Source organism: Achromobacter sp. JD-1 (genome assembly GCF_038594925.1).
Classification (GTDB): Bacteria; Pseudomonadota; Gammaproteobacteria; order Burkholderiales; family Burkholderiaceae_B; genus Achromobacter; species Achromobacter spanius_C.
Window position 1 is genome coordinate 207,884 of the sequence record NZ_JBCGCS010000006.1, and the last position, 24,424, is coordinate 232,307.

General features: G+C 65.5%; 22 protein-coding genes. 13 read left to right on the forward strand and 9 right to left on the reverse strand.

Features of this window, described 5'->3' with window-relative positions:
- Positions 1–327 precede the first annotated feature (327 nt).
- Together folE and WBR68_RS12080 are read left to right on the forward strand one after the other, a co-directional pair.
- Complete coding sequence (gene folE / locus WBR68_RS12075; RefSeq protein ID WP_050446490.1) at positions 328–873, forward strand: GTP cyclohydrolase I FolE; 546 nt, start codon at positions 328–330, stop codon at positions 871–873.
- A 680-nt stretch (positions 874–1,553) separates the two neighbouring features.
- Complete coding sequence (locus tag WBR68_RS12080; protein ID WP_127184363.1) at positions 1,554–2,246, forward strand: response regulator; 693 nt, start codon at positions 1,554–1,556, stop codon at positions 2,244–2,246.
- Positions 2,247–2,270: 24 nt separating this feature from the next.
- Here WBR68_RS12080 and WBR68_RS12085 read toward each other — a convergent pair whose 3' ends face one another.
- Positions 2,271–3,614, reverse strand: coding sequence for an amidohydrolase family protein (locus WBR68_RS12085; protein ID WP_230694373.1), 1,344 nt, complete (start codon positions 3,612–3,614; stop codon positions 2,271–2,273).
- 152 nt (positions 3,615–3,766) lie between these two features.
- Positions 3,767–5,473: a methyl-accepting chemotaxis protein gene (locus WBR68_RS12090; protein ID WP_275066970.1), complete on the reverse strand. Its 1,707-nt coding sequence runs from the start codon at positions 5,471–5,473 to the stop codon at positions 3,767–3,769.
- A gap of 395 nt (positions 5,474–5,868) precedes the next feature.
- Here WBR68_RS12090 and tauA point away from each other — a divergent pair, with 395 nt between their 5' ends.
- From tauA to pdxR, 4 genes are all read left to right on the forward strand, one after another.
- The gene (gene tauA / locus WBR68_RS12095; protein ID WP_230694374.1) at positions 5,869–6,897 is read left to right on the forward strand and encodes a taurine ABC transporter substrate-binding protein; all 1,029 of its coding nucleotides are present in this window, start codon (positions 5,869–5,871) and stop codon (positions 6,895–6,897) included.
- 63 nt (positions 6,898–6,960) lie between these two features.
- Complete coding sequence (locus WBR68_RS12100) at positions 6,961–7,791, forward strand: taurine ABC transporter ATP-binding protein (protein ID WP_050446495.1); 831 nt, start codon at positions 6,961–6,963, stop codon at positions 7,789–7,791.
- Positions 7,784–8,611, forward strand: a complete 828-nt coding sequence (locus tag WBR68_RS12105; RefSeq protein WP_050446496.1) for an ABC transporter permease subunit — start codon at positions 7,784–7,786, stop codon at positions 8,609–8,611. The genes WBR68_RS12100 and WBR68_RS12105 overlap by 8 nt, the downstream gene beginning before the upstream one ends.
- A 112-nt stretch (positions 8,612–8,723) precedes the next feature.
- Positions 8,724–10,256, forward strand: a complete 1,533-nt coding sequence (gene pdxR, locus WBR68_RS12110; protein WP_230694375.1) for a MocR-like pyridoxine biosynthesis transcription factor PdxR — start codon at positions 8,724–8,726, stop codon at positions 10,254–10,256.
- Positions 10,257–10,329: 73 nt separating this feature from the next.
- On the opposite strand, the gene WBR68_RS12115 is transcribed toward pdxR, so the two are convergent.
- The 6 genes from WBR68_RS12115 to xsc form a co-directional block, all read right to left on the reverse strand.
- On the reverse strand, positions 10,330–10,731 hold the full coding sequence (locus WBR68_RS12115; RefSeq protein ID WP_230694376.1) for a type II toxin-antitoxin system VapC family toxin: 402 nt from the start codon (positions 10,729–10,731) through the stop codon (positions 10,330–10,332).
- Complete coding sequence (locus WBR68_RS12120) at positions 10,728–11,000, reverse strand: antitoxin (protein WP_127184356.1); 273 nt, start codon at positions 10,998–11,000, stop codon at positions 10,728–10,730. The genes WBR68_RS12115 and WBR68_RS12120 overlap by 4 nt, the downstream gene beginning before the upstream one ends.
- Before the next feature lie 59 nt (positions 11,001–11,059).
- Positions 11,060–12,472, reverse strand: coding sequence for an NAD(P)/FAD-dependent oxidoreductase (locus tag WBR68_RS12125; protein ID WP_230694377.1), 1,413 nt, complete (start codon positions 12,470–12,472; stop codon positions 11,060–11,062).
- 7 nt (positions 12,473–12,479) lie between these two features.
- Positions 12,480–12,872 carry a nuclear transport factor 2 family protein gene (locus WBR68_RS12130; protein ID WP_230694378.1) on the reverse strand — a complete coding sequence of 131 codons (393 nt, stop codon included), beginning with the start codon at positions 12,870–12,872 and terminating at the stop codon, positions 12,480–12,482.
- 119 nt (positions 12,873–12,991) lie between these two features.
- Positions 12,992–13,924, reverse strand: coding sequence for a bifunctional enoyl-CoA hydratase/phosphate acetyltransferase (locus WBR68_RS12135; RefSeq protein ID WP_230694379.1), 933 nt, complete (start codon positions 13,922–13,924; stop codon positions 12,992–12,994).
- Positions 13,925–13,993: 69 nt separating this feature from the next.
- Complete coding sequence (gene xsc / locus WBR68_RS12140; RefSeq protein ID WP_230694380.1) at positions 13,994–15,805, reverse strand: sulfoacetaldehyde acetyltransferase; 1,812 nt, start codon at positions 15,803–15,805, stop codon at positions 13,994–13,996.
- A gap of 197 nt (positions 15,806–16,002) precedes the next feature.
- On the opposite strand from xsc, the gene WBR68_RS12145 reads away from it, so the two are divergent.
- From WBR68_RS12145 to WBR68_RS12170, 6 genes are all read left to right on the forward strand, one after another.
- Complete coding sequence (locus WBR68_RS12145; RefSeq protein ID WP_127184351.1) at positions 16,003–16,761, forward strand: IclR family transcriptional regulator; 759 nt, start codon at positions 16,003–16,005, stop codon at positions 16,759–16,761.
- Between the two features lie 71 nt (positions 16,762–16,832).
- Positions 16,833–18,221: an ATP-dependent RNA helicase DbpA gene (gene dbpA / locus WBR68_RS12150; protein ID WP_050446504.1), complete on the forward strand. Its 1,389-nt coding sequence runs from the start codon at positions 16,833–16,835 to the stop codon at positions 18,219–18,221.
- A 216-nt stretch (positions 18,222–18,437) separates the two neighbouring features.
- On the forward strand, positions 18,438–18,845 hold the full coding sequence (locus WBR68_RS12155; protein ID WP_050446505.1) for a DoxX family protein: 408 nt from the start codon (positions 18,438–18,440) through the stop codon (positions 18,843–18,845).
- A 258-nt stretch (positions 18,846–19,103) separates the two neighbouring features.
- Entirely contained in the window at positions 19,104–19,268 is a 165-nt protein-coding gene (locus tag WBR68_RS12160; RefSeq protein ID WP_164741246.1) for a hypothetical protein, read from the forward strand.
- A gap of 60 nt (positions 19,269–19,328) precedes the next feature.
- On the forward strand, positions 19,329–20,573 hold the full coding sequence (locus WBR68_RS12165) for an adenylate cyclase (RefSeq protein ID WP_230694381.1): 1,245 nt from the start codon (positions 19,329–19,331) through the stop codon (positions 20,571–20,573).
- An 83-nt stretch (positions 20,574–20,656) separates the two neighbouring features.
- A complete protein-coding gene (locus WBR68_RS12170) occupies positions 20,657–21,193 on the forward strand; it encodes a peroxiredoxin (RefSeq protein WP_230694382.1) in 537 nt (178 codons plus the stop codon).
- 52 nt (positions 21,194–21,245) lie between these two features.
- On the opposite strand, the gene WBR68_RS12175 is transcribed toward WBR68_RS12170, so the two are convergent.
- Complete coding sequence (locus tag WBR68_RS12175; RefSeq protein ID WP_127184348.1) at positions 21,246–22,694, reverse strand: CoA transferase; 1,449 nt, start codon at positions 22,692–22,694, stop codon at positions 21,246–21,248.
- 274 nt (positions 22,695–22,968) lie between these two features.
- Here WBR68_RS12175 and phrB point away from each other — a divergent pair, with 274 nt between their 5' ends.
- Positions 22,969–24,387, forward strand: coding sequence for a deoxyribodipyrimidine photo-lyase (phrB, locus tag WBR68_RS12180; protein WP_230694383.1), 1,419 nt, complete (start codon positions 22,969–22,971; stop codon positions 24,385–24,387).
- The last annotated feature ends 37 nt before the right edge of the window (positions 24,388–24,424 follow it).

Genomic DNA, 24,424 nt, shown 5'->3' on the forward strand with positions numbered 1-24,424 from the left:
CGTAACCCATCGCCAACGTCTGCGCGATGGGTTACGGGAACGTCTGCATGATGGGTTGCGCGCGATTGTTGGCGGGGTTCTTGCGGAGCGAATGACGCGCTTCACCCATCCTACGGATGGTGGATCGTAGGATGGGTGAAGTGCGGCAACGCCGGCCCGCGAAAACAAACGCCTGTCGCACGGAACCCATCGGCGGCGGCGGCCATGGCACACAACCCCGCGCCAAGGTAGACAATCCCGTGCTGCGGTAGACTTGCCTGCAATTCCGCGTCGCCGACGCGGCACGACACGACGCCACGACGAACGCGTTGCCCCAGGAGTCCCCCGATGTCATTGGAAAAGCACTACACCGCCATTCTCGAAGCGCTAGGGGAAGACCCGTCCCGCGAAGGCTTGGCCGATACGCCCGCCCGCGCGGCCAAGGCCATGCGCCATCTGTGCCGTGGCTACTCGCAAGACCTGGACGAAATCGTCAACGGTGCGCTGTTCACGTCCGACACGCGCGAAATTGTCCTGGTGAAAAACATCGAACTGTATTCGCTGTGCGAACACCACATGCTGCCCTTCATCGGCAAGGCCCACGTGGCCTATCTGCCGGCCGGCAAGGTGCTGGGCTTGTCCAAGGTGGCACGCATTGTGGAAATGTATGCGCGCCGCCTGCAAATCCAGGAAAACCTCAGCCGCCAGGTGGCCGAGGCCGTGCAAAGCGTGACCGGCGCGGCCGGCGTGGCCGTGGTGATCGAGGCCCAACACATGTGCATGATGATGCGCGGCGTGGAAAAACAGAATTCGTCCATGGTCACTTCGGTGATGTTGGGCGAGTTTCACGACAACCCGTCCACGCGGGCAGAGTTCCTCAGCCTGATCCGCTGATATTTCCCCCATCCCCACAACGGGCGGTGCGGCCAGGCAGGCTGCACCGCCCGTTTCACTTGGCATTGAATCGGCAGAGATAGCCCGCCCCACAGCTCTTGCTTGCTCAATTGCCCGCCGGCCTTTCGCGCCCCCCAGGCCGGTTTCGCGCGGCACGCGCGCACCAGGATAAAAATCAGACCAAACCGCCACTTTGAGGCGCCTGATTTCGGCCAATTGAAATGGCTCAAATCCCTGCGGCAAGCGGCTGTTTTCATGCGACCGACTGGCGAAAGCGGGCTGTACATTGAAGTCATTCGCAGCCCCCTCACAATCATTACGCTGCGAACCGCGACCAAGCGATCGGAGCCGCCACAGCCTTCGAAAGCAAACGTCGTGAGATGTCTAGTTGTTGTTTGAAGTTGCAGTCGTCGCAGCAAAAACGGTGTTGCCGCCTTCCCCCCCCGATCTGGCGCGCCGTTCGCAGCAACTTTACCCCGGCCGGCCTGCCGGCCGGGGCACTTTTAAGACTCTTCCAATTCACAAGAGCGTTATTAGCCGTCAGCATGACGGGTCGCCTGGCGTGCATGCCTTACCGCTGCATTTCGTTGCGCCAGTCCGTGTGAGGAACGCCGTCAGTTTGCAAACCGCGTCTTGGCGCGGCCCCGCAAGCCCATGGTGTCCATTCGATGCAGTAACCCATGAAAGTCCTCGTAATCGACAATGACAAGACCTCGGCTGAAGCACTGAGCCACACGCTTGCCGAGCAAGGCCAAATCGTTCACATTGCCACCGATGGCGCAAGCGGTCTTCGCATCGCAAAAACGTTTCCGTACGACCTGATCCTGCTGGATGTGCAGCTACCCGTCATGGATGGCTTTACGGTGCTGCGGGAACTGCGCAAGGAAAGCAATGTGCCCGTGCTGATCGTCTCGGCCCGCGACGAGCTGCAAGCCCGCGTGCAAGGCTTGAGCGAAGGCGCGGACGACTACCTGGCCAAACCCTACGCCACCTGCGAGCTCGTCGCGCGGATGAAGGCCATCAGCCGACGGTCTTCGCCCATCGACGACGCCGGCGCGCAGCATGTCTTGCGCGTGGGTGATCTTGAACTTCAATTGCTAAGCCGCAAGGCCTTGCGCGAAGGGCAGCGCATCCGGCTCACGGCGATTGAATTCGCCCTGCTTGAACGACTGATGCGCAAGCACGGCGAAGTGCAATCTCGCATGAACCTGGCCGCGCATGTGTGGGGCATCAATTTCGACCGTGGCACCAATGCCATCGACGTCGCCGTGCGCAGGCTGCGCATGAAGATGGACGACCCCTTCAGCACGCGCCTGCTGCATACCGTATGGGGCCTGGGTTACGTCATGGAACAGCGAGAGCCGTCGAACTGACGCGCTTGGCGCATCAGTTCACCATCACATCACCGTGGCGCCGTGGCCTTCCCTGGACACGGCGCGCGGTCGAAGGTAATGGCCAGTGCCCGGCTCGCCGTGCACACGCCTGCCGTCATACACCAATTGGCCGCGCCGCCACGTCCCAAAAACATGCACGGTATGCGGCTGCCCGACGTGCTCGGTTTGCCGCGAAGCCGAACGTCCGGGCGCCAGCACAACGAAGTCCGCGTCCTTGCCTATGTCCAACGACCCCTTGCGGTCGTCCAGCAGGAAATGTTCGGCGGGCTTTTGCGACAGCAGGCGCACCACCAAGCACGGCGACAGGCCACGCGATTCGCAGCCGGACCACAGCGCCGGCAGAAGCAGGTCGGGGCCGTAATCGACCATGGGCGCCGGCCATTCGCCGCCATCGTCGCCGCGGGCCAGGTAGCCCGACGATACGAAAGTACCCATGTCGGTCGCCAGACGCCGCCACAGTGCGTCGACCTCCACACGCGGACGCAGCAGCGGATAGTCGTCAGGCGTCCCGCCAAACTGCTGCAGCGCGTCTTCGATGCTCATCATCAAGCTGCGCAGGCTGGTTTCGATCGTGACCCAATGCCCGGCCTGGCGGTAACGGGCGCACAAGGCATAGCCCTGTTCGGACCAGACATCGGCGGCTTGCATGCGCACGCCAGCCGCCGCACCCACGCGGCACAGCAACCGCGTCGTCAAGCCCTCGATCAGCGGCAGATTGGCGCGGGCCAGCACTTCCCTGCCCGGCCTGCCGGCGTTCAGAAGCCGCCGCGCATTGCGGCTGACGGTCAGGCGCGCATGGTTGTGCATGCTGCAAGCCAGCCCAAAGCGCGCAATGCCCTGGAAGGCCTGAAGCAAATCGCTTTCGTGGTGGGCGAAGCGCTGCCGTTCGGCCTCGAATGTGGGGATGGAAAACGCGCATACCCCACCCCGCGCCAAGGCGTCCGCCGCGTCCAGGCCATGCTCGGTGTTGACGGTGCCGGCCACTGCCACATCCACATGCGCCTCGCGTCCGATGCGCGAGACCATCGCATCCAGCTGCGCGCGGCTGGCTACCACTTCAGCGTGCTCGTAGGGCATGTCCACCAACGTCGTCACGCCCCCTGCCGCCGCCGCGCGGGATGCCCGGCCAATGCCGCAACCGTCTGCCCAACCGCCTATATAGGTACGGCTATCGACAGCGCCCGGCAGCACCCATAGCCCGCGGGCATCCACCTGATCGCGCGCGGCGGGCGGGCTGTGGCTGCCCATTGCCGCGATCCTGCCGTCCATGATGCCTAACCAACCGTCTTCCAGAATGCTATCGGCGCTGACCAGCGAACCGCGTATCACCATGTCGAAATCGCTCATTGTTTTCTTCTTGTCGTGAGAGCACACGCTTGCCCCGATCCCCGGGGACGCACGCATGCGTAGCGTTGATCGACCGTCGGCCTGCTCCCCGCGGAAACGGGCCACCGGATACTACCGGGCAGGCGCCAGATCCTCCTTCCGGCGCCGCTTCGTCAGAACACTTGCCAATCGTCTTGCACGTCGGCCCCGGCGCCGGCCGCCTTGGGCCGTTGCAAGGCCACGCGGCGGCGCGCTGCCGGGGCCCTGGCCTGAGCCTGGACCTGGTGGGCCTGGACCGGTTCGCGCGCGACAGGCATGTCGATCACCACGCGCGGCGACACGTTGAAGATGGCGACGGTCTGCGCCAGGCCTTCGGCCTGGTCACGCAAGGCCCGCGCGGATGCGGCTGCCTGCTCGACCAGCGCGGCGTTCTGCTGCGTGGCCTCGTCCATGCTGGAGACCGCCAGGTTGACCTGGTCGATGCCTTGCGCCTGCTCGCTGGACGCGGCGGCGATTTCTCCCATGATGTCGGTCACGCGGTGCACGGCGTTCTCGATTTCGCGCATGGTGGCCCCCGCAAGCTCCACCTGTTGCGCGCCCGCCTGGACCCGGCCAGCCGAATCGGCGATCAATTGCTTGATTTCACGGGCCGCCAGGGCGCTGCGTTGCGCCAGCGCGCGCACTTCGCCTGCCACCACCGCAAAACCCTTGCCCTGGTCGCCGGCGCGAGCCGCCTCGACCGCGGCGTTGAGCGCCAGGATGTTGGTCTGGAAGGCAATGCCGTCGATCACCGACACGATGTGCGTGATCTTGGCCGAACTGGCGCTGATGTCCTGCATGGTGCCGACCACGTCCGCCACCACCGCCGCGCCGCGCCCCGCCACTTGCGACGCGCCCTCGGCAAGCTCGTTGGCGCGCAGCGCGTTGTCGGCGTTTTCCTTGACGGTTACCGCCAACCGACCCATCGACAACGCGGTTTCTTCAAGCGTGGCGGCTTGCTGCTCGGTACGCGACGACAACAACACATTGCCGTCCGCAATGTCGTGCGTACCCCGGCTGATCTGCTGCACGCTTTGGCGGACGGCGGCCACCGTCTTGGCCAGGCTGGCCTGCATGCGTTGCAGGCCAAGAAAAAGCTGACCGATTTCATTGTGGGACTTGATCTCGATGTGGTTGGTCAAATTGCCGTCGGCAATGCTCTGGAAGTGGGTGCCGGCGCGCAGCAAGGGGCGCAGCACGGACCGGCTGACAAACAGCGCGGCGCCAATGCTCTGCAACACGGCGGCGGCAAGCAGCACCGCGATCAGGATGTTGGCGCGCAGGTGCTGGCTGGCCGCCGCCGCGACATAAGCATTGGTCTGCGCATCGACATAGGCCAGGTAGTCGGCCACCTCGTGGTCGAACGCCAGGTGCGCGCCCTGCACCGCATCCATCTGCAAGGCGAAGGCGCGGGCATCCTGGCCGCGCATGGATTCGAACTGCTCGGCGGCCAGCGCGTCATAGTGTTTGAACGCGGCCGCCACGGGGGCGGCTTTCTCTTGCAGCGCGGGGGCTCGGACCTCATTGGAGAAGGCCTCGAAGCGCGCGCGCGAACGGCGCCACAGGTCTTCGGCGCGGGCAGCGTCGGCATCGCTTTGCTGGGTGCGGCCGACCTGCCGGTTGATCATGGCCGCGTCCATCGCCAGCCGCGCCCGCAGCATCAGCGTGTAGGCCTCGTAGGCGGGCACGACGCGCATCGAATAGGCTTCGTTGACCTGGTCCAGCTTGGCATTGCTGGACCGGGTGTCCAGCCAGGCCGCGCCGTTGGCGGCCAACATGCCAATAAAAAACAGCGCGAGCAAGATGCCCAGGCAGCTGCGGATTCTTAGATTGGTGAACATACGACCTCGACGGAATTCATGGCCCCGGGGGCTGCGGCCAGGCGCCAGCGGAACACCGACACTCCAGGCCCTCCATCGCACCCGCATGGCCGGACGAAACGACTGTATCCCAGCACGCCAGACAAATCGTTAACAAATGAATGACATTTCCGTCACTGGAAAATCCAGCGCTGCTGGTAACTCGTGCTGCTATGGCGGCATCGGGCATTTGGCCGATACCCGATGCCGCGGCCCCGGCACACCCTGAGACCCACCCGCCGCCACGCGGTTTGGCTCCTACTGAACCGCCCATCTGGACCTAGCGTTCTGGCCCTATCCGGGCAAACTGGCACCAGGCCGCACCGGCACAAAGCCGGTCGCGTCGGGGCGCGGCCCACTCTCTTTCGGAGATCACCATGAACGCGATTTACCGCCTCATCCGCCGCTACACCCTGGCCGGCCTTGCCGCCGCGCTATTGGCGGCGCCTGCCTACGCGCAGACCAAGCTGGTCGTTGGCTACCAGCTCATCGTCGGCCCCTTCCTGTCCGCCATTGCCGACGGCAGTTTCGACAAAGCCTTGAAAGACGCCGGTTACCAGGTCGACTGGCGCCAGTTCACCTCGGGCGGCGACATTTCCACCGCGCTCGCCTCGGGCAATGTGCCGGTCGGCGTACTGGGTTCCACGGGCATTACGTCGGCCGCGACCCGCGGCGTGGACCTGCAACTGTTCTGGATCCTGGACAATATCGGCAAGTCCGAAGCCCTGGTGGCGCGCAACGGCTCGGGCATCAACAGTACGGCCGACCTCAAGGGCAAGCGCGTGGCGACGCCGTTCGTGTCGACCTCGCACTTCCACTTGCTGGTGGGCATGGATCAGGTCTGGAAAATCAACCCGCGCGACGTGCGCATCCTAAACATGCAACCGCCACAGATCGTGGCCGCCTGGCAGCGCGGCGACATCGATGCCGCCTATGTGTGGCCGCCCGCGCTGACCGAAATCGAAAAAACGGGCAAGGTCATCGCCGACTCCGAAGCCATTGGCCGCGCCAGCGTGCCCACGTTTGACGGCATCGTTGTGGACCGCGCCTGGGCCGCCAAGAACCCGAAATTCATGGCCGCCTTCACCAGCGTGCTGGCCAAGTCCTACGCCGACTACCACGCCAACGGCGCCAAATGGACGCCCGAATCGCCCGAGGTCAAGGGCATCGTGCGGCTGATCGGCGGCAAGCCGGACGACATTGTCAGCGCGCTCAAGCTGCTGGTGTTCCCGACCGCGCAGGAACAGGCGTCGCCGACCTGGCTGGGTGGCGGCAAGGACGCGGGCGCGGTGCGCGCGCTGGACGCCAGCGCCAAGTTCCTGAAAGACCAGAAGCAGATCGACCGCGCGCTGACCGACTACAGCCCGCACGTTACGGACCAGTACGCGAAGGCCGCCGCCAAATAGCCGCGCCGTCTTTGCCCAGCACGCCCGCCTTGCCGCGGGCGTGCCGTCATAAGGGGAATCCGCATGACCCAGCCATCCCACCCCGCCGCCCTGGCCTTGCGCGCGGACCACGTCGGCGTTACCTACCCCGGCATGCATGACAGCGGCCCGGTGGTGGCGCTGCACGACGTCAACCTGACCATCGAGCCCGGCGAATTCGTGGTGGCGCTGGGCGCGTCCGGCTGCGGCAAGACTACCTTGCTGAGCCTGCTGGCCGGCTTCCTGTCGCCAACCGAAGGCGAGATCACGCTGGGCGGACGGCCCATCACGGGCCCGGGCGCCGAGCGCGGCGTGGTGTTCCAGAAGCACGCGCTGCTGCCCTGGCTGAACGTGCTGGAGAACACCGAGTTCGGCCTGAAACTGCAAGGCGTGGACAAGGCAACCCGGCGCGCCCGCGCCCGCCGCAACCTGGAACTGGTGGGCCTGCAGGACTTTCACCGTCACATGATCTACCAGTTGTCCGGCGGCATGCAGCAGCGGGTGGGCATTGCCCGCGCCCTGACCTGCGACCCCGCCATGCTGCTGATGGACGAACCGATGGCGGCGCTGGACGCGCTGACGCGCGAAACCATCCAGGAGCTGCTGCTGGACATCTGGCGTCAGACCAACAAGATGTTTTTCTTCATTACCCATAGCGTGGAAGAGGCGCTGTTCCTGGGGTCGCGGTTGATCGTCATGTCGCCGCGCCCGGGCCGCATCACACACACCTTCACGCCGGACTTCAACCGGCGCTACCTGGAGACCCGCGATGGCCGCCGCATCAAATCCAGCCCCGACTTCATCGCCATGCGCGAGCAAGTCCTTGGCATCATCTACGGCGACGAGCTTGCCGCCCACGAGCCCGCTCATGCATAAAGCGCGCGGCGGCCACAAGCCCGCCGCACCCGGCAAGGTGTATGGCGCGCCGGGCGCGGGCTACAGCAGCCACATCAGCCTGATCACCACCATCGCGCTGATTGCACTGTGGTTCCTGGCCACCAGCACTGGCTGGGTCAAGCCGCTGTTCCTGCCGTCGCCCTTTGCGGTCTACGACAAGTTCATCTCGGCCATGACTGACGGCGTGGCCAATTCCACGCTGGCCGAACACGCCATGGCCAGCCTGACGCGGGTGTTCTCGGCGTTCTTCCTGGCATGCGTGACGGCCGTGCCCATCGGCATATTGATGGGCGTGAACCGCTACGCGCGCGGCATCTTCGACCCGCCCATCGAGTTCTACCGCCCGCTGCCGCCGCTGGCCTACCTGCCGCTCATCATCATCTGGTTCGGCATCGGCGAATTTCCGAAGATCCTGCTGATCTATCTGGCCATCTTCGCGCCGATGGCGATCGCGGCGCGCGCCGGGGTGCGGTCGGTATCCATCGAACAGATCCATGCGGCTTACGCCATGGGCGGCACGCGCATGCAGATCGTCTGGCATGTGATTCTGAAGGCGGCCATGCCCGAGATCTTCACGGGCCTGCGCATCGGCATCGGCGTGGGCTGGACCACCTTGGTGGCGGCGGAAATGGTGGCCGCCGACCGTGGCCTGGGCTTCATGGTGCTGAACGCCGCGCAGTTCCTGGCCAGCGACATCGTCATCATGGGCATCATCGTGATCGGCGTGTTCGCCTTCGCGTTCGATCTGCTGGTGCGCTACGTGGAAAAATTCGCCATTCCGTGGAAGGGGCGCGTCTAGACAGCCGGCAGGGCAATCCCCCATTCCGCCCCATTTTTGCGTCCTCTATTCTGGAAAGCGGATTGCGCTGCCCCCGCCTTGGGGGCCCGCGCCGCCTTCACAAGGAGCCGTCATGTCCAGCCAGGCCGCCATGCAAAAGCCTGTGTTGTGGGATCGTCTGTTCGAACGGGAAAGCGCGCCCAACCTCAGTCTGCAAGGCCGCGTGCGGCAGATGTTGGTGTCGGCCATTCTTAGCGGGCATCTGCCGCCCGGCATGCCCGTGCCCTCCAGCCGCCAGTTAGCCGATCAGTTGCGCATTGCGCGCAACACCGTCGTCTTCGCCTACCAGCAACTGGTCAGCGAAGGGTATCTGGTGTCACGCGAACGCAGCGGCCATTTTGTCTGCGATTCCGTCATGCAGGGGCATTCGGGGTCGGCCAGCGAAGCGGCGGCGGCCGTGTCCCCTGCTGAGGAACCGCAACAGATCCGCTGGGACGAACGGCTGCGCTTTCGCCCGTCGCGCCAGCGCAATATCAGCAAGCCGCAAGACTGGCAGAAGCAGCCCTACCCTTTTGTGTACGGGCAGTTCGACCCCGACCTGTTTCCCACGGCGGAATGGCGCGAGTGCTGCATCAAGGCGTTGTCGGTGCTGGACATCCGCAGTTGGGCGCCCGACCTGATCACCCACGACGACCCCGCGCTGATCGAACAGATCCGCACGCAAGTGCTGCCGCGCCGGGGGGTGTGGGCCGACGCCGAGGAAATCGTCATCACCGTCGGCGCGCAGCATGCGCTGTATCTGCTGGCCGACCTGCTGGTCAACGAAGACACGGTGGTGGGCATGGAAGACCCCGGCTACCCGGACGCCCGCAACATCTTCGCCAGCCATACGCGCCACCTGCTGCCCATGCCCGTGGACGAAGGCGGCTTGTGCACGGGCACGCACCTGCTGGGCTGCGACTATGTCTTCGTGACACCGGGCCATCAATGCCCCACCACCGTCACGCTGTCGATGGAGCGCCGCGAAACCCTGCTGGCCCTGGCGCGCCAGGCCGACAGCATGATCATTGAAGACGATTTCGAAAGCGAAAGCCGCTGGGGCGAAGGCGCCATCCCGGCCTTGAAAAGCCTGGACCGCGATGGCCGCGTCATCTACGTGGGCAGCCTGGCAAAGTCGTTCGCGCCCGGCTTGCGCATCGGCTATATCGTCGCGCCGCGCGAACTGACCCGCGAACTGCGCGCGCTGCGCCGGCTGATGCTGCGCCATCCTTCAGCCTACATCCAGCGTGCGTTTTCCCTGTTCATTTCACTGGGCCATCACCATTCGCTGCTGCGCAAGCAATCGCAGGCCTACCAGAAGCGCGGCGCCGAACTGACCCAAGCGCTGGCCCGCCACCTGCCCGACTTCACCCCCACCCCCATCACGGGTTCTTCGTCCTGCTGGCTGCAAGGCCCGCCGTGGCTGAACGCCACCGAATTGTCAGAAGCCGCACTGGCCGAAGGCGTGGTCGTGGAACCCGGCGGCGTCTTCTTCATGAACGGCGCCAACGCCCCCGGCAATGTCTTGCGCGTGGGCTTCACGTCGATCCGCCCGGAACTGATCGAACCGGGTATCGCGAAACTGGCGCAAGTGGTGCGCCGATTTCGGTTGCGGGCGGCGGCTTAGGGGGCAGACAACGCCGTCGCCGATGGGCGGCAAGGCGCGGTGCGCGTCGGGGCTTAACGAGTGACGAAGGGCGTTAGATGAGCCAATTTTCAACGGCAAGGCCACGGATACGTTCAAATTCTCGGGTGTTCCCGGTCACGAGCGTAAGGCGCAAGGCATAGGCCTGGGCACCAATCAACATATCGTTGGCCCCGATGGTTTTCCCTTCGGCTTCGAGCTCGGCGCGAATGCCGCCGTACTCGGCATCAGCCGGCACATCGAGAGGCAGGATCGGAATCGTCTCCAACAAGCTCTCAACCTTGGCTGTCAGCTTGGGAGACCCTTTCTTGGCGCAGCCGTAACGCAACTCGGCCGCCACGACGATGCTGGTGCAAATTTCCTGATGACCGACCCGCGCTATATGACGCGCAGCGGGACCATCGGGGTCACGAACCAGGGCACTGATGATGTTGGTGTCCAAGAGATAGCCGCTCACAGAATGTCCTCCGGCTGAGGCGGCATGTCAGCGATATCGGGAAATTGATCGTCGGGCCCGAGCGGCTCATCCTTTCGCCATTGAGCTAGCAGTTCAACAATGTTCCTCGGTCCCGCCACAGGTTCAATGATGAGCTTGGTGCCCTCACGACGGATCAGCACTCGGTCGCCAGGCAGTTCGAATTCAGCGGGAATACGGACGGCCTGGCTCCGATTATTTCGGAAGAGTTTGGCCTCGCGTGGCCGGGACGCGATAACTGGGATGGGCATGGCACTGGTCTCGCTCAGGTTGCATATGCCACATTGTATATGCCAATCTCAAATTTGCACTACAAATGCTCATCCCGCAGGTGATACCAGCGGTACAGCAAGCCCTGCCCCAGTCGTCTGAACGGGGCGAACAGATGGCCGGGTAGCGGGGAATCGTAGATGGGCAGGTTCCACGGGGCGCCGTCCTTGCCCATCATTCGCTGGGCCAGCCGTTTGCCGGCTTGCGCGGAAAAGGCTACGCCGTTGCCGCCGTAGCCGAAGGCGTAATACACGGGCTGGGCGGGGTCGGGTTGCGTGACGCGCGGCATCATGTCGTGGCTGACGTCTACCCAGCCCCACCACGAATACGCCACTTCGACGTCACGTAGCGACGGGAACTTCCTGGCCAGGCCTTCGCGCAGCAGCGCCAGATGGCGCGGGTGTTGCGCGTCGGCGCCGTGCAAGGCGCTGCGGCTGCCGATCTGCATGCGGCCGTCGGGCAGCAGGCGGTAATAGAAGCGCAGCGTGCGGGTGTCGGTGATGAAGACCGTGCTTTTCAGGCCGGCGGCGGCGCGTTCGGCGTCTGTCAGCACGCGCGTGACCATGGAGTTGGACAGCACCGGCATGATGCGGTTGTCCAGCAGCGGGTTCACGCCCTGCGCGGTGTAGCCGCCCGTGGCGAAGGCCACGCGGCGGGCGCGCACCACGCCGGCTGGGGTGCGCAGCAGGATGGCGCCCTGGTCCATGCGCCAGCTCAGCACCGGGCTGGACGGATGCACCCGCACGCCCAAGGCACGTGCCTGGCGCAAATAGCCGTAGGCCAGTTTCAAGGGATGCACGCCCACGCCGTCGGGCTCGTGCATGGCGCCGACCGCCTCGTGGTCGTGCACATAGCGCTCGCGCAGCTCGGCCTGGGTAAGCATCCTGGCGTCGTAGCCAAACACTTCCCGCATCACGCGCGCTTCGTTGGCCAGGAACGCCATTTTCTTTTGGCGGTGCGCGGTGTACAGGTGCCCGCCCGGCTGCGCGTCGCAATCCACCTGCGCGACCAGGCTTTTCCAATACTCAAAGCCCTCGCGGATTTCCGCGTCCAGGCGCTTGGCGGTATCCAACCCCCAACGGCTGATCCATTGCGACCGGTACAAGCGTCCCGAGGCATTTTGCCCCTGGCCCCCGTTGCGGCTGGTGCAGCCCCACACGGCGCGGTTGGCTTCCAGCACCAGCGCGCGTACGCCGAAGTCGCGCGCCAAGGTCAGTGCCGCCGACAGGCCGGTAAAGCCCGAGCCCACGATCACCACATCAGCATCGACGTCGCCCTGGATAGGGCCATCATCTTCGGGCGGCGCGCCGGCCGTGGCGACCCAGTAGGTGGGCGCATAGTCCTGCCCCTGCCCGGGTGGCGACACCAGCGGGTCGTAGGTGGGGTTGTAGGCGGCGCGCGCGGCAGCACCCGGCGTCGGGCGCGTAGGTTCGAAGGACATTTGGGTATCCATGCGCGCCTCACGCACGCGCGGGCAAGGCGGGGCGCTGCTTGCGGAACGCATTCTTCACGCGGATCTTGCCGTCCCGGAACGTGAAGATGTCGACCATGTCGGCCTCTACGCGCGAGCCGTCGGCGGCGGTGCCCGTGAACGTGCATTCCGACACGCCGCGATCGCCCGCGACCCAATGCCGGCCGTTGTTCCATTGCGCGTCGGGGAAGTTCTTCCAGGCCGCCGCGAACGCCGCCCGCACCGCTTCCGTGCCCGTGTGCCGGCTGCCGCAGGCGTCGGGGCCGCCCACGGTTTCGAACACGCAGTCTTCGCTCATGAAGCCCATCAAGGCGTCGATATCGTGGCGGTTCCAGGCGGCCGCGAACTCGGCCAGCATGTCGGCGGTGACGGTGTTTTGCATTGCCTACCCCTCTACTTGAAAGGCCGGCGCGAAGCGCGCGCGGGCGTCTGGATTCAAGGTACGTGGCGGGGGTGGCAGGGTCTAGAACCAGACGCGGGGAATCGGTTGCACCAGAACCATCACGCGGCGCGTGCCGCCAGCATCGCGCGCGCGTGCAGCACCGCAATGGCGCAACTGTTGACGCGCGCCTGCACGGAATCGGACCGGCTGGTCAGCAGCACCGGCACGCGCGTGCCCAGCACCAGCCCGGCGGTGCCCGCGCCCGCCAGCCAGGTCAGTTCCTTGTAGAGCATGTTGCCCGCCTCGATATCCGGGGCCAGCAGAATGTCAGCGTCGCCCGCCACCCGCGACTCAATGCCCTTTTCCCGCGCCGCCTCGCGCGAGATCGCGTTGTCGAACGCCAGCGGGCCGTCGATGTCGCCGCCCCGGATTTGCTGGCGGTCGGCCATCTTGGACAAGGCCGCCGCGTCCAGCGTGGCCGGCATGGCCGGGTTGACCGATTCCGTGGCGCACAGCACCGCCACCTTGGGCCGGCCGATGCCCAGCGACTGCGCCAGGTCGATGGCGTTCTGTGCAATGTCGGCCTTTTCCATCAGCGTGGGCGCGATGTTGACCGCCGCGTCCGTCAGGATGAAGAGCTTGGCATAGGCCTCCACCGCCATCACGAAGGCGTGGCTGATGCGCCGATTCGTGCGCAGGCCAGATTCACGCGACACCACGGCCGCCATGAAATTATCGCTATGCAGGCTGCCCTTCATCAGCATCTGCACCGCGCCGTCACGCGCCAAGCCGGCCGCCGTCTGCGCGGCCAGCCGTTCATCGTCGGGCGTATCGACGATGTCAAAATCCCCCGGCCGCAAGCCCGCTTGCGTCAGGCGTTCCAGCAACTTGCGCGCCGGCCCGACCAGCACCGGCTCGATATGGCCGGCCCGTTGCGCCTCGACCGCGGCCTCAAGACTGGACGGGGACAGGGGATACGCCACCGCCGTGCGCAGGCGCCCCGCCGACAGCGCGGCATCGCGCAGCGGCGCGAACAATCGATCGCTAGCCATACACCGTGCTCCCAGAGCCAGGAAAGGAACGCCCGGCGCGAAGGCGCCGGGCGCAGAAGCCGCCTGCGATCAGCGCCGCGCCGGATCAATCGGCAAGGGCACCTCACCCGCCTGGAACGGCTGGTTCACGTAAGGCTTGTACTTGTCCAGGAAGCGCACCGGCTGCTTCAGGGCGTCGCGCCGGAAGGGGTCGCCCAGTTCCTGGCTGACCATCATTTCCAGCACGGTGGTCTTGCCTTCGGATTGCGCCTGGCACGCGGCCTGCAACGCGGCGCCCACCTGGTCCGCGTGCTCGACCCGGATGCCCTCGGCCCCCATGGCGCGCGCCAGTTCAGAGAAGTTGGGGTTCAGCAGGTTGCTGCCCACGAAGCGGCGGCCGTAGAAGTCCACCTGGTTTTTCTTTTCGGCGCCCCACTGGCCGTTATGGAAGACGACGGCGGTGACGGGAATTTTCTCGCGCACGCAGGTCAGCAGTTCCTGGAAGCTCATGCACCAGGCGCCGTCGCCCACATAGGCCACGGCCGGCCGGTCGGGCCGGCCCAGCTTGGCCCCGATCAGCGCCGGCAAGGCGTAGCCGCAGTTGCCAAAGCTCATGGCGGCCAGCATGGAGTTCGGTTCGTCAAAGCGCAGGTAGCTGTTGGACACCGAGCAGATGTTGCCAATGTCGGTGGACACCATCACATGCTTGGGCATGGCGCGTTCCAGCTCGCGCAGCATGCGCCGGGGGTGCATGCGGCCGCCGCCTTGTTCAATGATGTCCAGACTCCAGTCGTCGCGTTCGTGCGACCAGCCGTCAAGCTCAGCTTCCCAGGCCGCCTTTTGGGACGCAATGTCGTCGCCGCGCGCGGCCTTGGTGCGCACGCACGCCACCTCGCGCGATTTGAGTTTGGCGGTCAAGGCGGCGGCGGCCGGCTTGGCGTCGCCGCAGATGCCCACCGACACCGGGCGCACCAGCCCCAGCATGCGGTGGTCGGCATCCACCTGGATGATGCGTGCGCCTTGGGGCCAGTAGTCCAGCCCGTGCTGGGGCAAGGTGCCAAAGGGACCCAGGCGCGTGCCCAAGGCCAGCACCACGTCGGCCTGCGACAGCAACTTCATGCCGGCCTTGGCGCCCTGGTAGCCCAACGGGCCGCACCACAGCGGATGGCTGGCGGGAAAGGCGTCGTTGTGCAGATAGCTGGTGACGACCGGCGCACCCAACAATTCGGCCAGCGCCACGCATTCGGCCTGGCCTTCCGAGAACAACACGCCGCCGCCCGCCACGATGACCGGGAACTTGGCCTCGGCCAACAGGCACGCGGCCGCTTCCAGGTCTTCTTCCGCGCCCGGCCCGCGCCGGATGCGGCGCGGCTCGGGGATGGCGACGTCGATTTCGCCGTAGAAATAATCGCGCGGAATGTTCAGTTGCGTCGGGCCGCGTTCGGCCAGCGCGTTGTCAAAGGCCTTGGCCGTGAACTCCGCCATGCGGTCGGGGCGGTTCACGTGCGCCTGGTACTTGGTGATGCGCGAAAAAATGGGCAGTTGCTCGGTTTCCTGGAAGCCGCCCAGGCCCATGCCGGCCGTGCCGGTTTCGGGTGTGATCGCCACGACGGGGCTGTGCGCCCAGTAGGCGGCGGCCACCCCGGTCACGAAATTGGTGATGCCCGGCCCGTTCTGCGCAATGCAGACGCCATGGCGGCCGGTCACCCGCGAATAGCCGTCGGCCATGTGGGCGGCGCCTTGCTCGTGCACGGTGGGTACAAAGCGGATGCCGGCGGCGGGAAACAGGTCCAGCGCGTCCATGAAGGCCGAACCGACAATGCCGAATACGTCTTTGACGCCCTGCGCGACCAGCGTTTCAACGAACGCTTCACTGGGGGTCATGTGTTGCTTGCTGCTCATGGTCTCTCTCCTGGCAGGCCGGCGCCGTGGGAGGCTTGCGCAAAGCGTGCCGGGGGGCTCGCTTCGTGCTTGCATCATGGCCGGGGTGATTCGATACTGCCGGAGAAATCCCGCGTTTCCCATACCGCCGCGTTCCATTTTCTGCAAAATCCGTGCAACGCTGCCCCCACCGCCGCTGAATCTTCAATTATTGAAAGATGAAAGACGAATCCTCCGCCGCCTTGCGCGCGCTGACCCTGCTGGAACAGGTGGCCCAATCCGACGCGCCCGTGTCGCTGGCGGCGCTGACCGAGGCCACGGGCCTGCCCAAGCCGTCGGTGCTGCGCATCCTGACGCGCCTGGTCGATGCCGGCATGCTGCTGCGCGAGCCCGCCGGCAAAAGCTATGTCAGCGGACCTCGGCTAAGCGCCCTGGCGCGCGACACCCTGCTGAATTCCCCGCTGCGGGGCGAACGCCATCGCATCCTGGACAGCCTGGTCGACGAGATCGGAGAAACCTGCAACTGCACGATGGTCGACGGGGACGAAGTCATCTACCTGGACCGCGTGGAAACCGCCTGGCCGCTGCGCGTGAACCTGCAAACGGGGTCGCGCGTGCCCCTGCATTGCTCGGCCAGCGGCAAGCTGTTTCTGGCCCACATGCGGCGCGAAGCGCGCGCGCGGCTGCTGGCCGCCGCCCCCTTGCCGCGCTATACGCCCAACACCCTGTGCGACGTAGGCGCCTTGGAACAAGAGCTAAGCGCCATCCGCAAGGAAGGCGCCAGTTTCGACCGCGAAGAATTTCTGCTGGGCATCGTCTGCATGGCGGTGCCCATTTTGCGCGGGTCGCGCGTGATTGCCGCGGTGGCGCTGCACGCCCCGGTGGCGCGGCTGTCCATCGACGGCGCGCGTGCCTGGCTGCCCCGCATGCAAGAGGCCGCCCAGGCGCTTGCCGGCACCTACGACGCCGAGGGCTAGGGCCTGGGCATGGCAGGCCTTACACTGTCGGTCGACTTTGTTTTTTCGCGGATTTTGCGATCCGCTTTATTGTGACCAACACGCCCTTTTCCACCCTGCCCCTCTTGCCCGCCCTGCTCGACAACCTGCAAAGCCTGGGGTTCGAGCAAATGACGCCTATCCAGGCGCAAAGCCTGCCGCTGATCCTGGAAGGCCGCGACATCATTGCGCAAGCCAAGACCGGCAGCGGCAAGACCGCGGCGTTCGGCCTGGGCGTGCTGCAAAAGCTGGACACCACCACGCTGACGCCGCAAGCCCTGCTGGTTTGCCCCACGCGCGAACTGGCTGACCAGGTTGCGCAGGAACTGCGCCGCCTGGCCCGCCTGATTCCCAACGTCAAGATCCTGACCCTGTGCGGCGGCGCGCCCGCTCGCCCCCAAGCCGAATCGCTGGCGCGCGGCGCGCATCTGGTCGTGGGTACGCCCGGCCGCATTCAAGACCACCTGGAACGCGGCAGCCTGGACCTGGCCGGCCTGACCACGCTGGTGCTGGACGAGGCCGACCGCATGGTCGACATGGGCTTCTACGACGACATCGTCGCCATTGCCTCGCATTGCCCACCGAAGCGCCAGACGCTGCTGTTTTCGGCCACCTACCCGGACAACATCCGCAAGCTCAGCGCGCGATTCCTGCGCAACCCGGCCGAAGTCAAGGTGGAAGCGCAGCACGATTCCAGCCGCATCGAACAGATCTTCTACGAGATCGACGGCAAAGACCGCCTGGATGCCGTGGCCCGCCTGCTGGCGCATTTCCGCCCGGTATCCACACTGGCCTTCTGCAACACCAAGATCCGCAGCCACGACCTGGTTGAACGCCTGCGGGCCGACGGCATCAGCGCGCAAGCCCTGAACGGCGACCTGGAACAACGCGAACGCGACGAAATCCTGATCCAGTTCGCCAACCAGAGCTGCGCCGTGCTGGTGGCCACCGACGTGGCCGCCCGTGGCCTGGACATCCAGAACCTGGGCGCCGTGATCAACGTGGACGTCACCAAAGACACCGAAGTGCACGTGCACCGCATCGGCCGCAGCGGCCGGGGCGACCAGAAAGGCCTGGCGCTTAGCCTGTGCTCGCCCGACGAGATGCGCTGGGCGAACCTGGTTGAGCAATACCAGGGCTCGCCCTTGAAATGGGGCGACATCAAATCGCTCAAGCCCAAGGCCGACCGCCCCCTGCGCGCACCCATGGTCACGCTGTGCATCCAGGGCGGCAAGAAAGACAAGCTGCGCCCGGGCGACCTGCTGGGCGCGCTCACCGGCGACGGCGGGCTGACCTTTGAACAGGTGGGCAAGATCAACATCACGGAATTCAACGCCTATGTGGCGCTGGACCGCCAGATTGCCAAGCAGGCGTTTTCGCGGGTATCCAACAGCAACATCAAGGGCCGACGCTTCCGTATGCGCTTTCTTGAGGAATTCTGATTTCTGGCTTGACCGGATATTTGGACGGACTTCGCGCGACGCATCGCGATGTCAGCGTGACGAAAGCTTGATGATTTCGCTGGGCATTTGCCATAATGGCGCCGCTTGACGCAGCCGCCACGCTTGGCGCGCGGCGGTGTGGACTTGGAACCATGGGTTCGCGGTGGGTTCCAACGAAGCCTTGTCCCTTATCAACCATCACAAGAGAAACTCACCATGATCAAGTCCGACGATACCGGCAAGCTGATCCTGCGCCTGACCCTCGGCATTCTGATTCTGCTTCACGGCCTGTCCAAACTGATGGGCGGCGGCGTGACGGGCATCAGCGGCATGCTGTCTTCGCATGGCCTGCCTGGCTTTCTGGCCTATGGCGTGTATGTGGGCGAAATCATCGCACCCGTGCTGCTCATCATTGGCGTCTACACGCGCCTGGGCGCTTTGATCATCGCCATCAACATGGTGGTTGCCATTTTGCTGGCGCATGCCGGCCAACTGGGCAGCCTGAGCAATAACGGCGGCTGGGCGCTGGAACTGCAAGGCATGTTCCTGTTCACCGCGCTGGCGCTGGCCTTCATGGGCGCTGGCCGTTTCAGCCTGGCTGGCAACGGCGGTCGCTGGAACTGACGCCAGGCGCGCCATGCGCCATCGCCGTAACGCCGCATGACGCGACGTTACGCAACACGGGGCCGCTCATGCGGCCCCGTTGCTTTTGCGGCAAAGATTGATACCAACGACATGCGCCGTCACGCAGGCGCAAACATCGGTCACGCGAAAGCTGTTTCGGATCGATTACAAAGACGAACCGCTGTCATCCGGTATGGCCTAATCCTTACCAGCGCACCAGGGCGTAAGCCACGCTTGGCGCTGGTTGGGAGTCATGAAATGAAAAAGAGCCTTCTGTTGATGATGGTGATGGCCAGTTCGCTGACTGGTTGCGTCGTGGTGCCCGCGCGCCCCGCCCACTATCGACCGGCACCGGTGTATTACACGCCGCACTACTACTATCCCGCGTATCCCGCGCCGCATTATTACTACCGCGGATATTGACCGCGCGTTATTGACCGTCGCGTTATTGATCATCGTGTGCGACGTGTCTCAGGAGCAGCCATGACGCCCTCTATCCGGATTTTCCGCTTGCGGCCCGCCGTGGCCACCGTTGCGCTATTGACGATAAGCGCCGGCGCGATGGCGCAAACCTATGCGCCGCCCCCCGCGCCCGCGGCGCCCGCCTATGACGCTGGCGACCCCGCCAACGCCAACCTGGCGCTGGTGGACCGCAGCCCCGAGCCGCCCCCGCCCCTGCCCGTCTATGTGCAGCCCCCCGCCCCGGCCGACGGCTATATGTGGGTGCCCGGCTATTGGAGCCGCAACCGCTACGGCTATTTCTGGGTACCTGGCGCCTGGGTACAGGCGCCGTACATCGGGGCGCTATGGACGCCCGGATACTGGGGGTACACGAATGGCCTGTACGTGTGGAATGCCGGTTATTGGGGGCCCCACGTCGGCTTTTATGGCGGCATCAACTACGGCTTCGGCTATGTGGGCCTGGGGTATGTGGGCGGCTACTGGAAGCGCGACCGCTTCTACTACAACCGCTCGGTGACCAACGTGAACGTCACGCGCGTCACCAACGTGTACAACCACACCGTGGTGGTCAACAACGTTGATAGGCGACGCGTCAGCTATCACGGCGGCCCCGATGGCATCCGGCGCGCGGCGGACCCGCGCGAACTGGCCGCGCGCCATGACCGCCACGCGCCGCCCACCGACATGCAACGCCGCTACGTGCGCGACGCCGGCAGCAACCGTGCGCAGTTCTACGACCACAACAAGGGCCGCCCGCCGCAAGCGTTCGTCGACCATCGCGACAATGACCGTCCGCCCCAAGGCCAACGGCCCGGCGGCGACGGCAGGCGCCCCGACACGGATCGCGGCAACCCGAATCGCGGTGATCAAGCGCGGGGTCCTGCGCCGTCGCAGGCACGCGGCCCGTCGCAGCGAGACCAGCAGCGAGACCAACAAGCCGCCTTGCAGCAGTCGCGCCAACAGCAGTCGCGAGATCAGCAGGCCCGCCCGCAGCAAGATCGACAGCAGCACGATCGACAACAACAGGCCCGCCCGCAGCAGGAACGCGAGCAACGCCAGCAGCAAGGCCGCGAACCGCAACACCAACAGGCTCGCCAGCAACCTGCACGGGAACAGCCGGCGCGCCCGCAGCAGGCAAGAGAACAGCCCCGGCAGCATGCGCAAGATCGCCCGCAGCAACAAGCCCGCCCGCAGCAGGCACGAGAGCAACCCCCGCAGCGGCAGCAAGGCGGCGAAGGCCGAAGCGGCGGGCCGAACCGTGACTGAACTGGACCCCTCGCCGCGCGCGGACTACAGTAGGCCACTTGCCGCCAACCGTCGCGCGCGCCACTGATTTATTGGAGACTCCCATGAAGCGCCTCGTACCCTGCCTGATGTTCTGCGGCCTGCTTGCCGCCGCGTCCGCCCAGGCCGCCTTGAATGTCGGCGCCCCCGCTCCCGACTTCAGCACGCAGGCGTCCTTGGGCGGAAAGGTCTTCACCTTCAAGCTGAACGATGCGCTCAAACAAGGCCCGGTCGTGCTGTATTTCTTTCCCGCCGCGTTCACGCAGGGCTGCACGATCGAAGCGCACAACTTTGCCGAAGCCACGGACGAATACAAGTCCTTGGGCGCTACCGTCATTGGCGTGTCCACCGACGACATCGATACGCTGAACAAATTTTCGGTCAGCGAATGCCGTGGCAAATTCGCCGTGGCGGCCGATGGCGACGGCAAGATCATGAAAGCCTACGACGCCGTCCACGACAAGCGCCCGGAATACGCCCAGCGCGTGTCCTACGTGATTTCGCCGGAAGGCAAGATCCTGTATGAATTCACTGACATGAGCCCCGAATCACACGTGGCCAACACCATGCGCGCCTTGCGCGACTGGAAAGCCAAGCAATAAAGCAAAAACAAGGCGCCCGCGGGCGCCTTGGCATTGAAACGGGGTGGCCGGCCTAATTGAACGGCCACACCGTGGGATGCGATCCGGGCGGGTTCGACGGACGCGTCCAACGGGCCGGCGTATCAGAGAAACGCGCGGCGTGGCGCACCGCCACCAATTCACCGAAACCCGACGCCTCGGTATCCAGCAAGCCGTCAAAGCCAGGCATGCGACAGCTTAGCCCGCCATCCACCCTGCCCAGGCCACGCAGCCAGTGCGCGGTTTGCGCCAGCGACACGCGCACGTGCCAGCTACCGCCTTCCGTCGCCTGGCGCGCCAGCGCCGCCTGCGCGCCAAACGCCATCAGATACCCCGAGGCGTAGTCCAAAATCTGCACGGGCAAGGGCTTGGGCGCGTCCTGGCCCGCCGCCTGGGCTTCGGCATGATTGAAGCCCGTGGCGGTTTGCACCAGGGAATCAAAACCACGGCGATTCGCCCACGGGCCCACGGTGCCATACGCCGACAGCGACACATACACAATGCCGGGGCGGATACGCGCGGCATCCTGCGGGCCAAAGCCCAGGGCGGCCAGGCCGCCCGGCCGGTAGCCCTGCACGAACACGTGCGCGCTACGCAGCAGATTGCCCAACGCGATACGTCCGTCCGCGGTGTCCAGGTCCGCCAGCACCGACAGCTTGCCTCGGCTGGTTTCGATGATGTTGTCGATGTTGGGCAATTGCGGTGAATTCACCAGCATCACATCAGCGCCATAGGCGGCCAGCGTGCGTCCGCAGACCGGGCCGGCGATGATGCGCGTCAGGTCCAGCACGCGGATGTCTTTCAACGGCCGCGCGTCATGGCCGTACTTGGGCAAGGGCCGGGGGTCGGCCTCGCCGATGCGTTCGATCGTCATCAGGGGCTGGGCAGCAATGGCCTGGCCCTGGGGATGGCGGTCCCACTCGTCAAAGCTGCGCATGGCGGACACCACCAGGCCCGCGTCGGCGGCCACCTGTTCAAAGTCCAGCGCTTTCCAGCGGCTCAATGCGGCTTCGACCGTTTCGCGCGTGGTGCCTTCGCCCGTGGGGCAGCCCAGCAGCGCCAACGCGCCATCGCGATGATGCGCAAAGTTGGCATGGATGCGGACCCAGCCGCCGTCGCCACAGCGGTACAGGCCGCTGATGGGGTCCCAGATGTTGGGCGTGACGCCGTTGATCGTGAAATGGCTGCGGCATTCCTGCGCGGCATGCAGCATGTCGACGCTGACCTGCTGGCGCGTGCCGCCACGCAAATACCAAAGTTCCGCCGCGGCCAGCGCCGCGGCCGCCATGCTGGTTTGCGCCGCGGTCCCTACCGCAAAAGACGAGGGAAGCACCGGGTCGGCGCCGGTCAGCATCACGTGATCAAGCGATTCGCCGGGCAAATCAAGTGAACGCCACAATGTCTGGAGGGCGTCGCGGGAGGTCGTGCCGGCGGATGAGCGTCCTCGTAGAAAGGACGGGCGAAGGTCCATCAGATTTCCCATAGCGTTCAACTTTTCTTAGTCGTTGAACTGATTACATGGCGACGGCCCAGGCGCGTCAATACAAACCTTGGGCCAGCGTGTTTCACGGTTTGACCGCTATCAGGGCCGTAGCGGGTGCGCTACCCGCACGGGTCCGTCACATCTACTCGTAGTTTTTACATCGTCTTCCATGACTCTGGCCAATATAGAATGCCAGCCTCGACGGTCAGCGCTGCTGTCCGCCCTCTGTTTTCTGCTTTCTTTTCCGCCCTCTTTCGCCCTGGACCCGCCATCCATGAATACGCTGCTCTGGCTACGCACCGACCTGCGCATGCACGACAACCCCGCGCTGGCGGCCGCCGCCGAAAACGGCACGGTCACCGCCCTGTTCCTGGCCGCCCCCGAGCAATGGCGCCTGCATGGCGATGCGCCGGCCAAGGTGGACTTCTGGCTGCGCAACTTGCACGAATTGTCGCGCAGCCTGGGTGAACGCGGCATCCCTCTGAAGCTGCTGACCGTGGCCGACTGGAGCCAGGCGCCCGCAGCCATCGCGGCCTTCTGCCAAGCGCACGCCATATCCCAAGTGCACGCCAACACCGAGTGGGCCATCAACGAGCGCCGCCGCGATGCGGCCGTGGCGAACGCCCTGGAGGCGATCGGCGTGGACTGGACGCTGCACCATGGCGCGACGCTGCTCAGGCCTGGCACCGTGCAAACGGGCAAGGGTGATTGCTATCGCGTCTATACGCCGTATGCGCGCACCTGCCGCGAACGCCTGCGTAGCGCGCCCATTGCCGCGCTGCCCGCCCCCCGCGCGCAGACCCCGCCCGACTGGCAGGCAGACCCCTTGCCCGACGCTTTCGAAGGCTACGCGCCGCCCAGCGACGCCGTGCGCGCGCTATGGCCCGCGGGCGAAGCGGCGGCCACCGACAGGCTGGACGCCTTTGCCGACGGCGTGATCGACGCCTACAAGGATGAACGCGACTTCCCGTCCCTGCCCGCCACCAGTTGCCTGTCGCCGTATCTGGCGGCGGGCGTGCTGTCTGCGGGCCAGGCGCTGCGCGCCGCGCTGGTCGCCAATCAGGGGGAACTGGACAGCGGCCGGGCGGGCGCGGCCACATGGATCAACGAACTGCTGTGGCGCGAGTTCTACCTGCATCTGCTGGCCGCCTATCCGTCGCTGTCCATGCATCAGCCCATGAAGCCGGAAACCGCCGCCGTGCCGTGGCGTGACGCGCCCGACGACCTGCGCGCCTGGCAGCAGGGCAAAACCGGCATCCCCATCGTGGACGCGGCCATGCGCCAGTTGCTGACGCTGGGCTGGATGCACAACCGCCTGCGCATGGTGACGGCCATGTTCCTGTCGAAGAACCTGCTGATTGATTGGCGCTTGGGCGAAGCCTGGTTCATGGAGCATCTGGTGGACGGCGACCTGGCCGCCAACAACGGCGGCTGGCAGTGGAGCGCATCCACGGGCGCCGACGCCGTGCCGTACTTCCGCGTGTTCAACCCCTTGTCGCAATCCAAGCGCTTTGATCCGCGCGGAGTGTTCCTGCGGGAATGGCTGCCTGAGCTGGCGCATCTGGATGACCAGGCCATCCACGACCCCAGCCCCATGGAGCGCGCGGCAGCCGCTTACCCGTTGCCCATCGTGGACCTGGCCCAAAGCCGGTTGCGGGCGCTGGAGGCCTTTGGCAACCTGCCCGCTGCGTGACACGGGGCGCCCCCCCCTGCGGGGGTTGGGCGTTCCC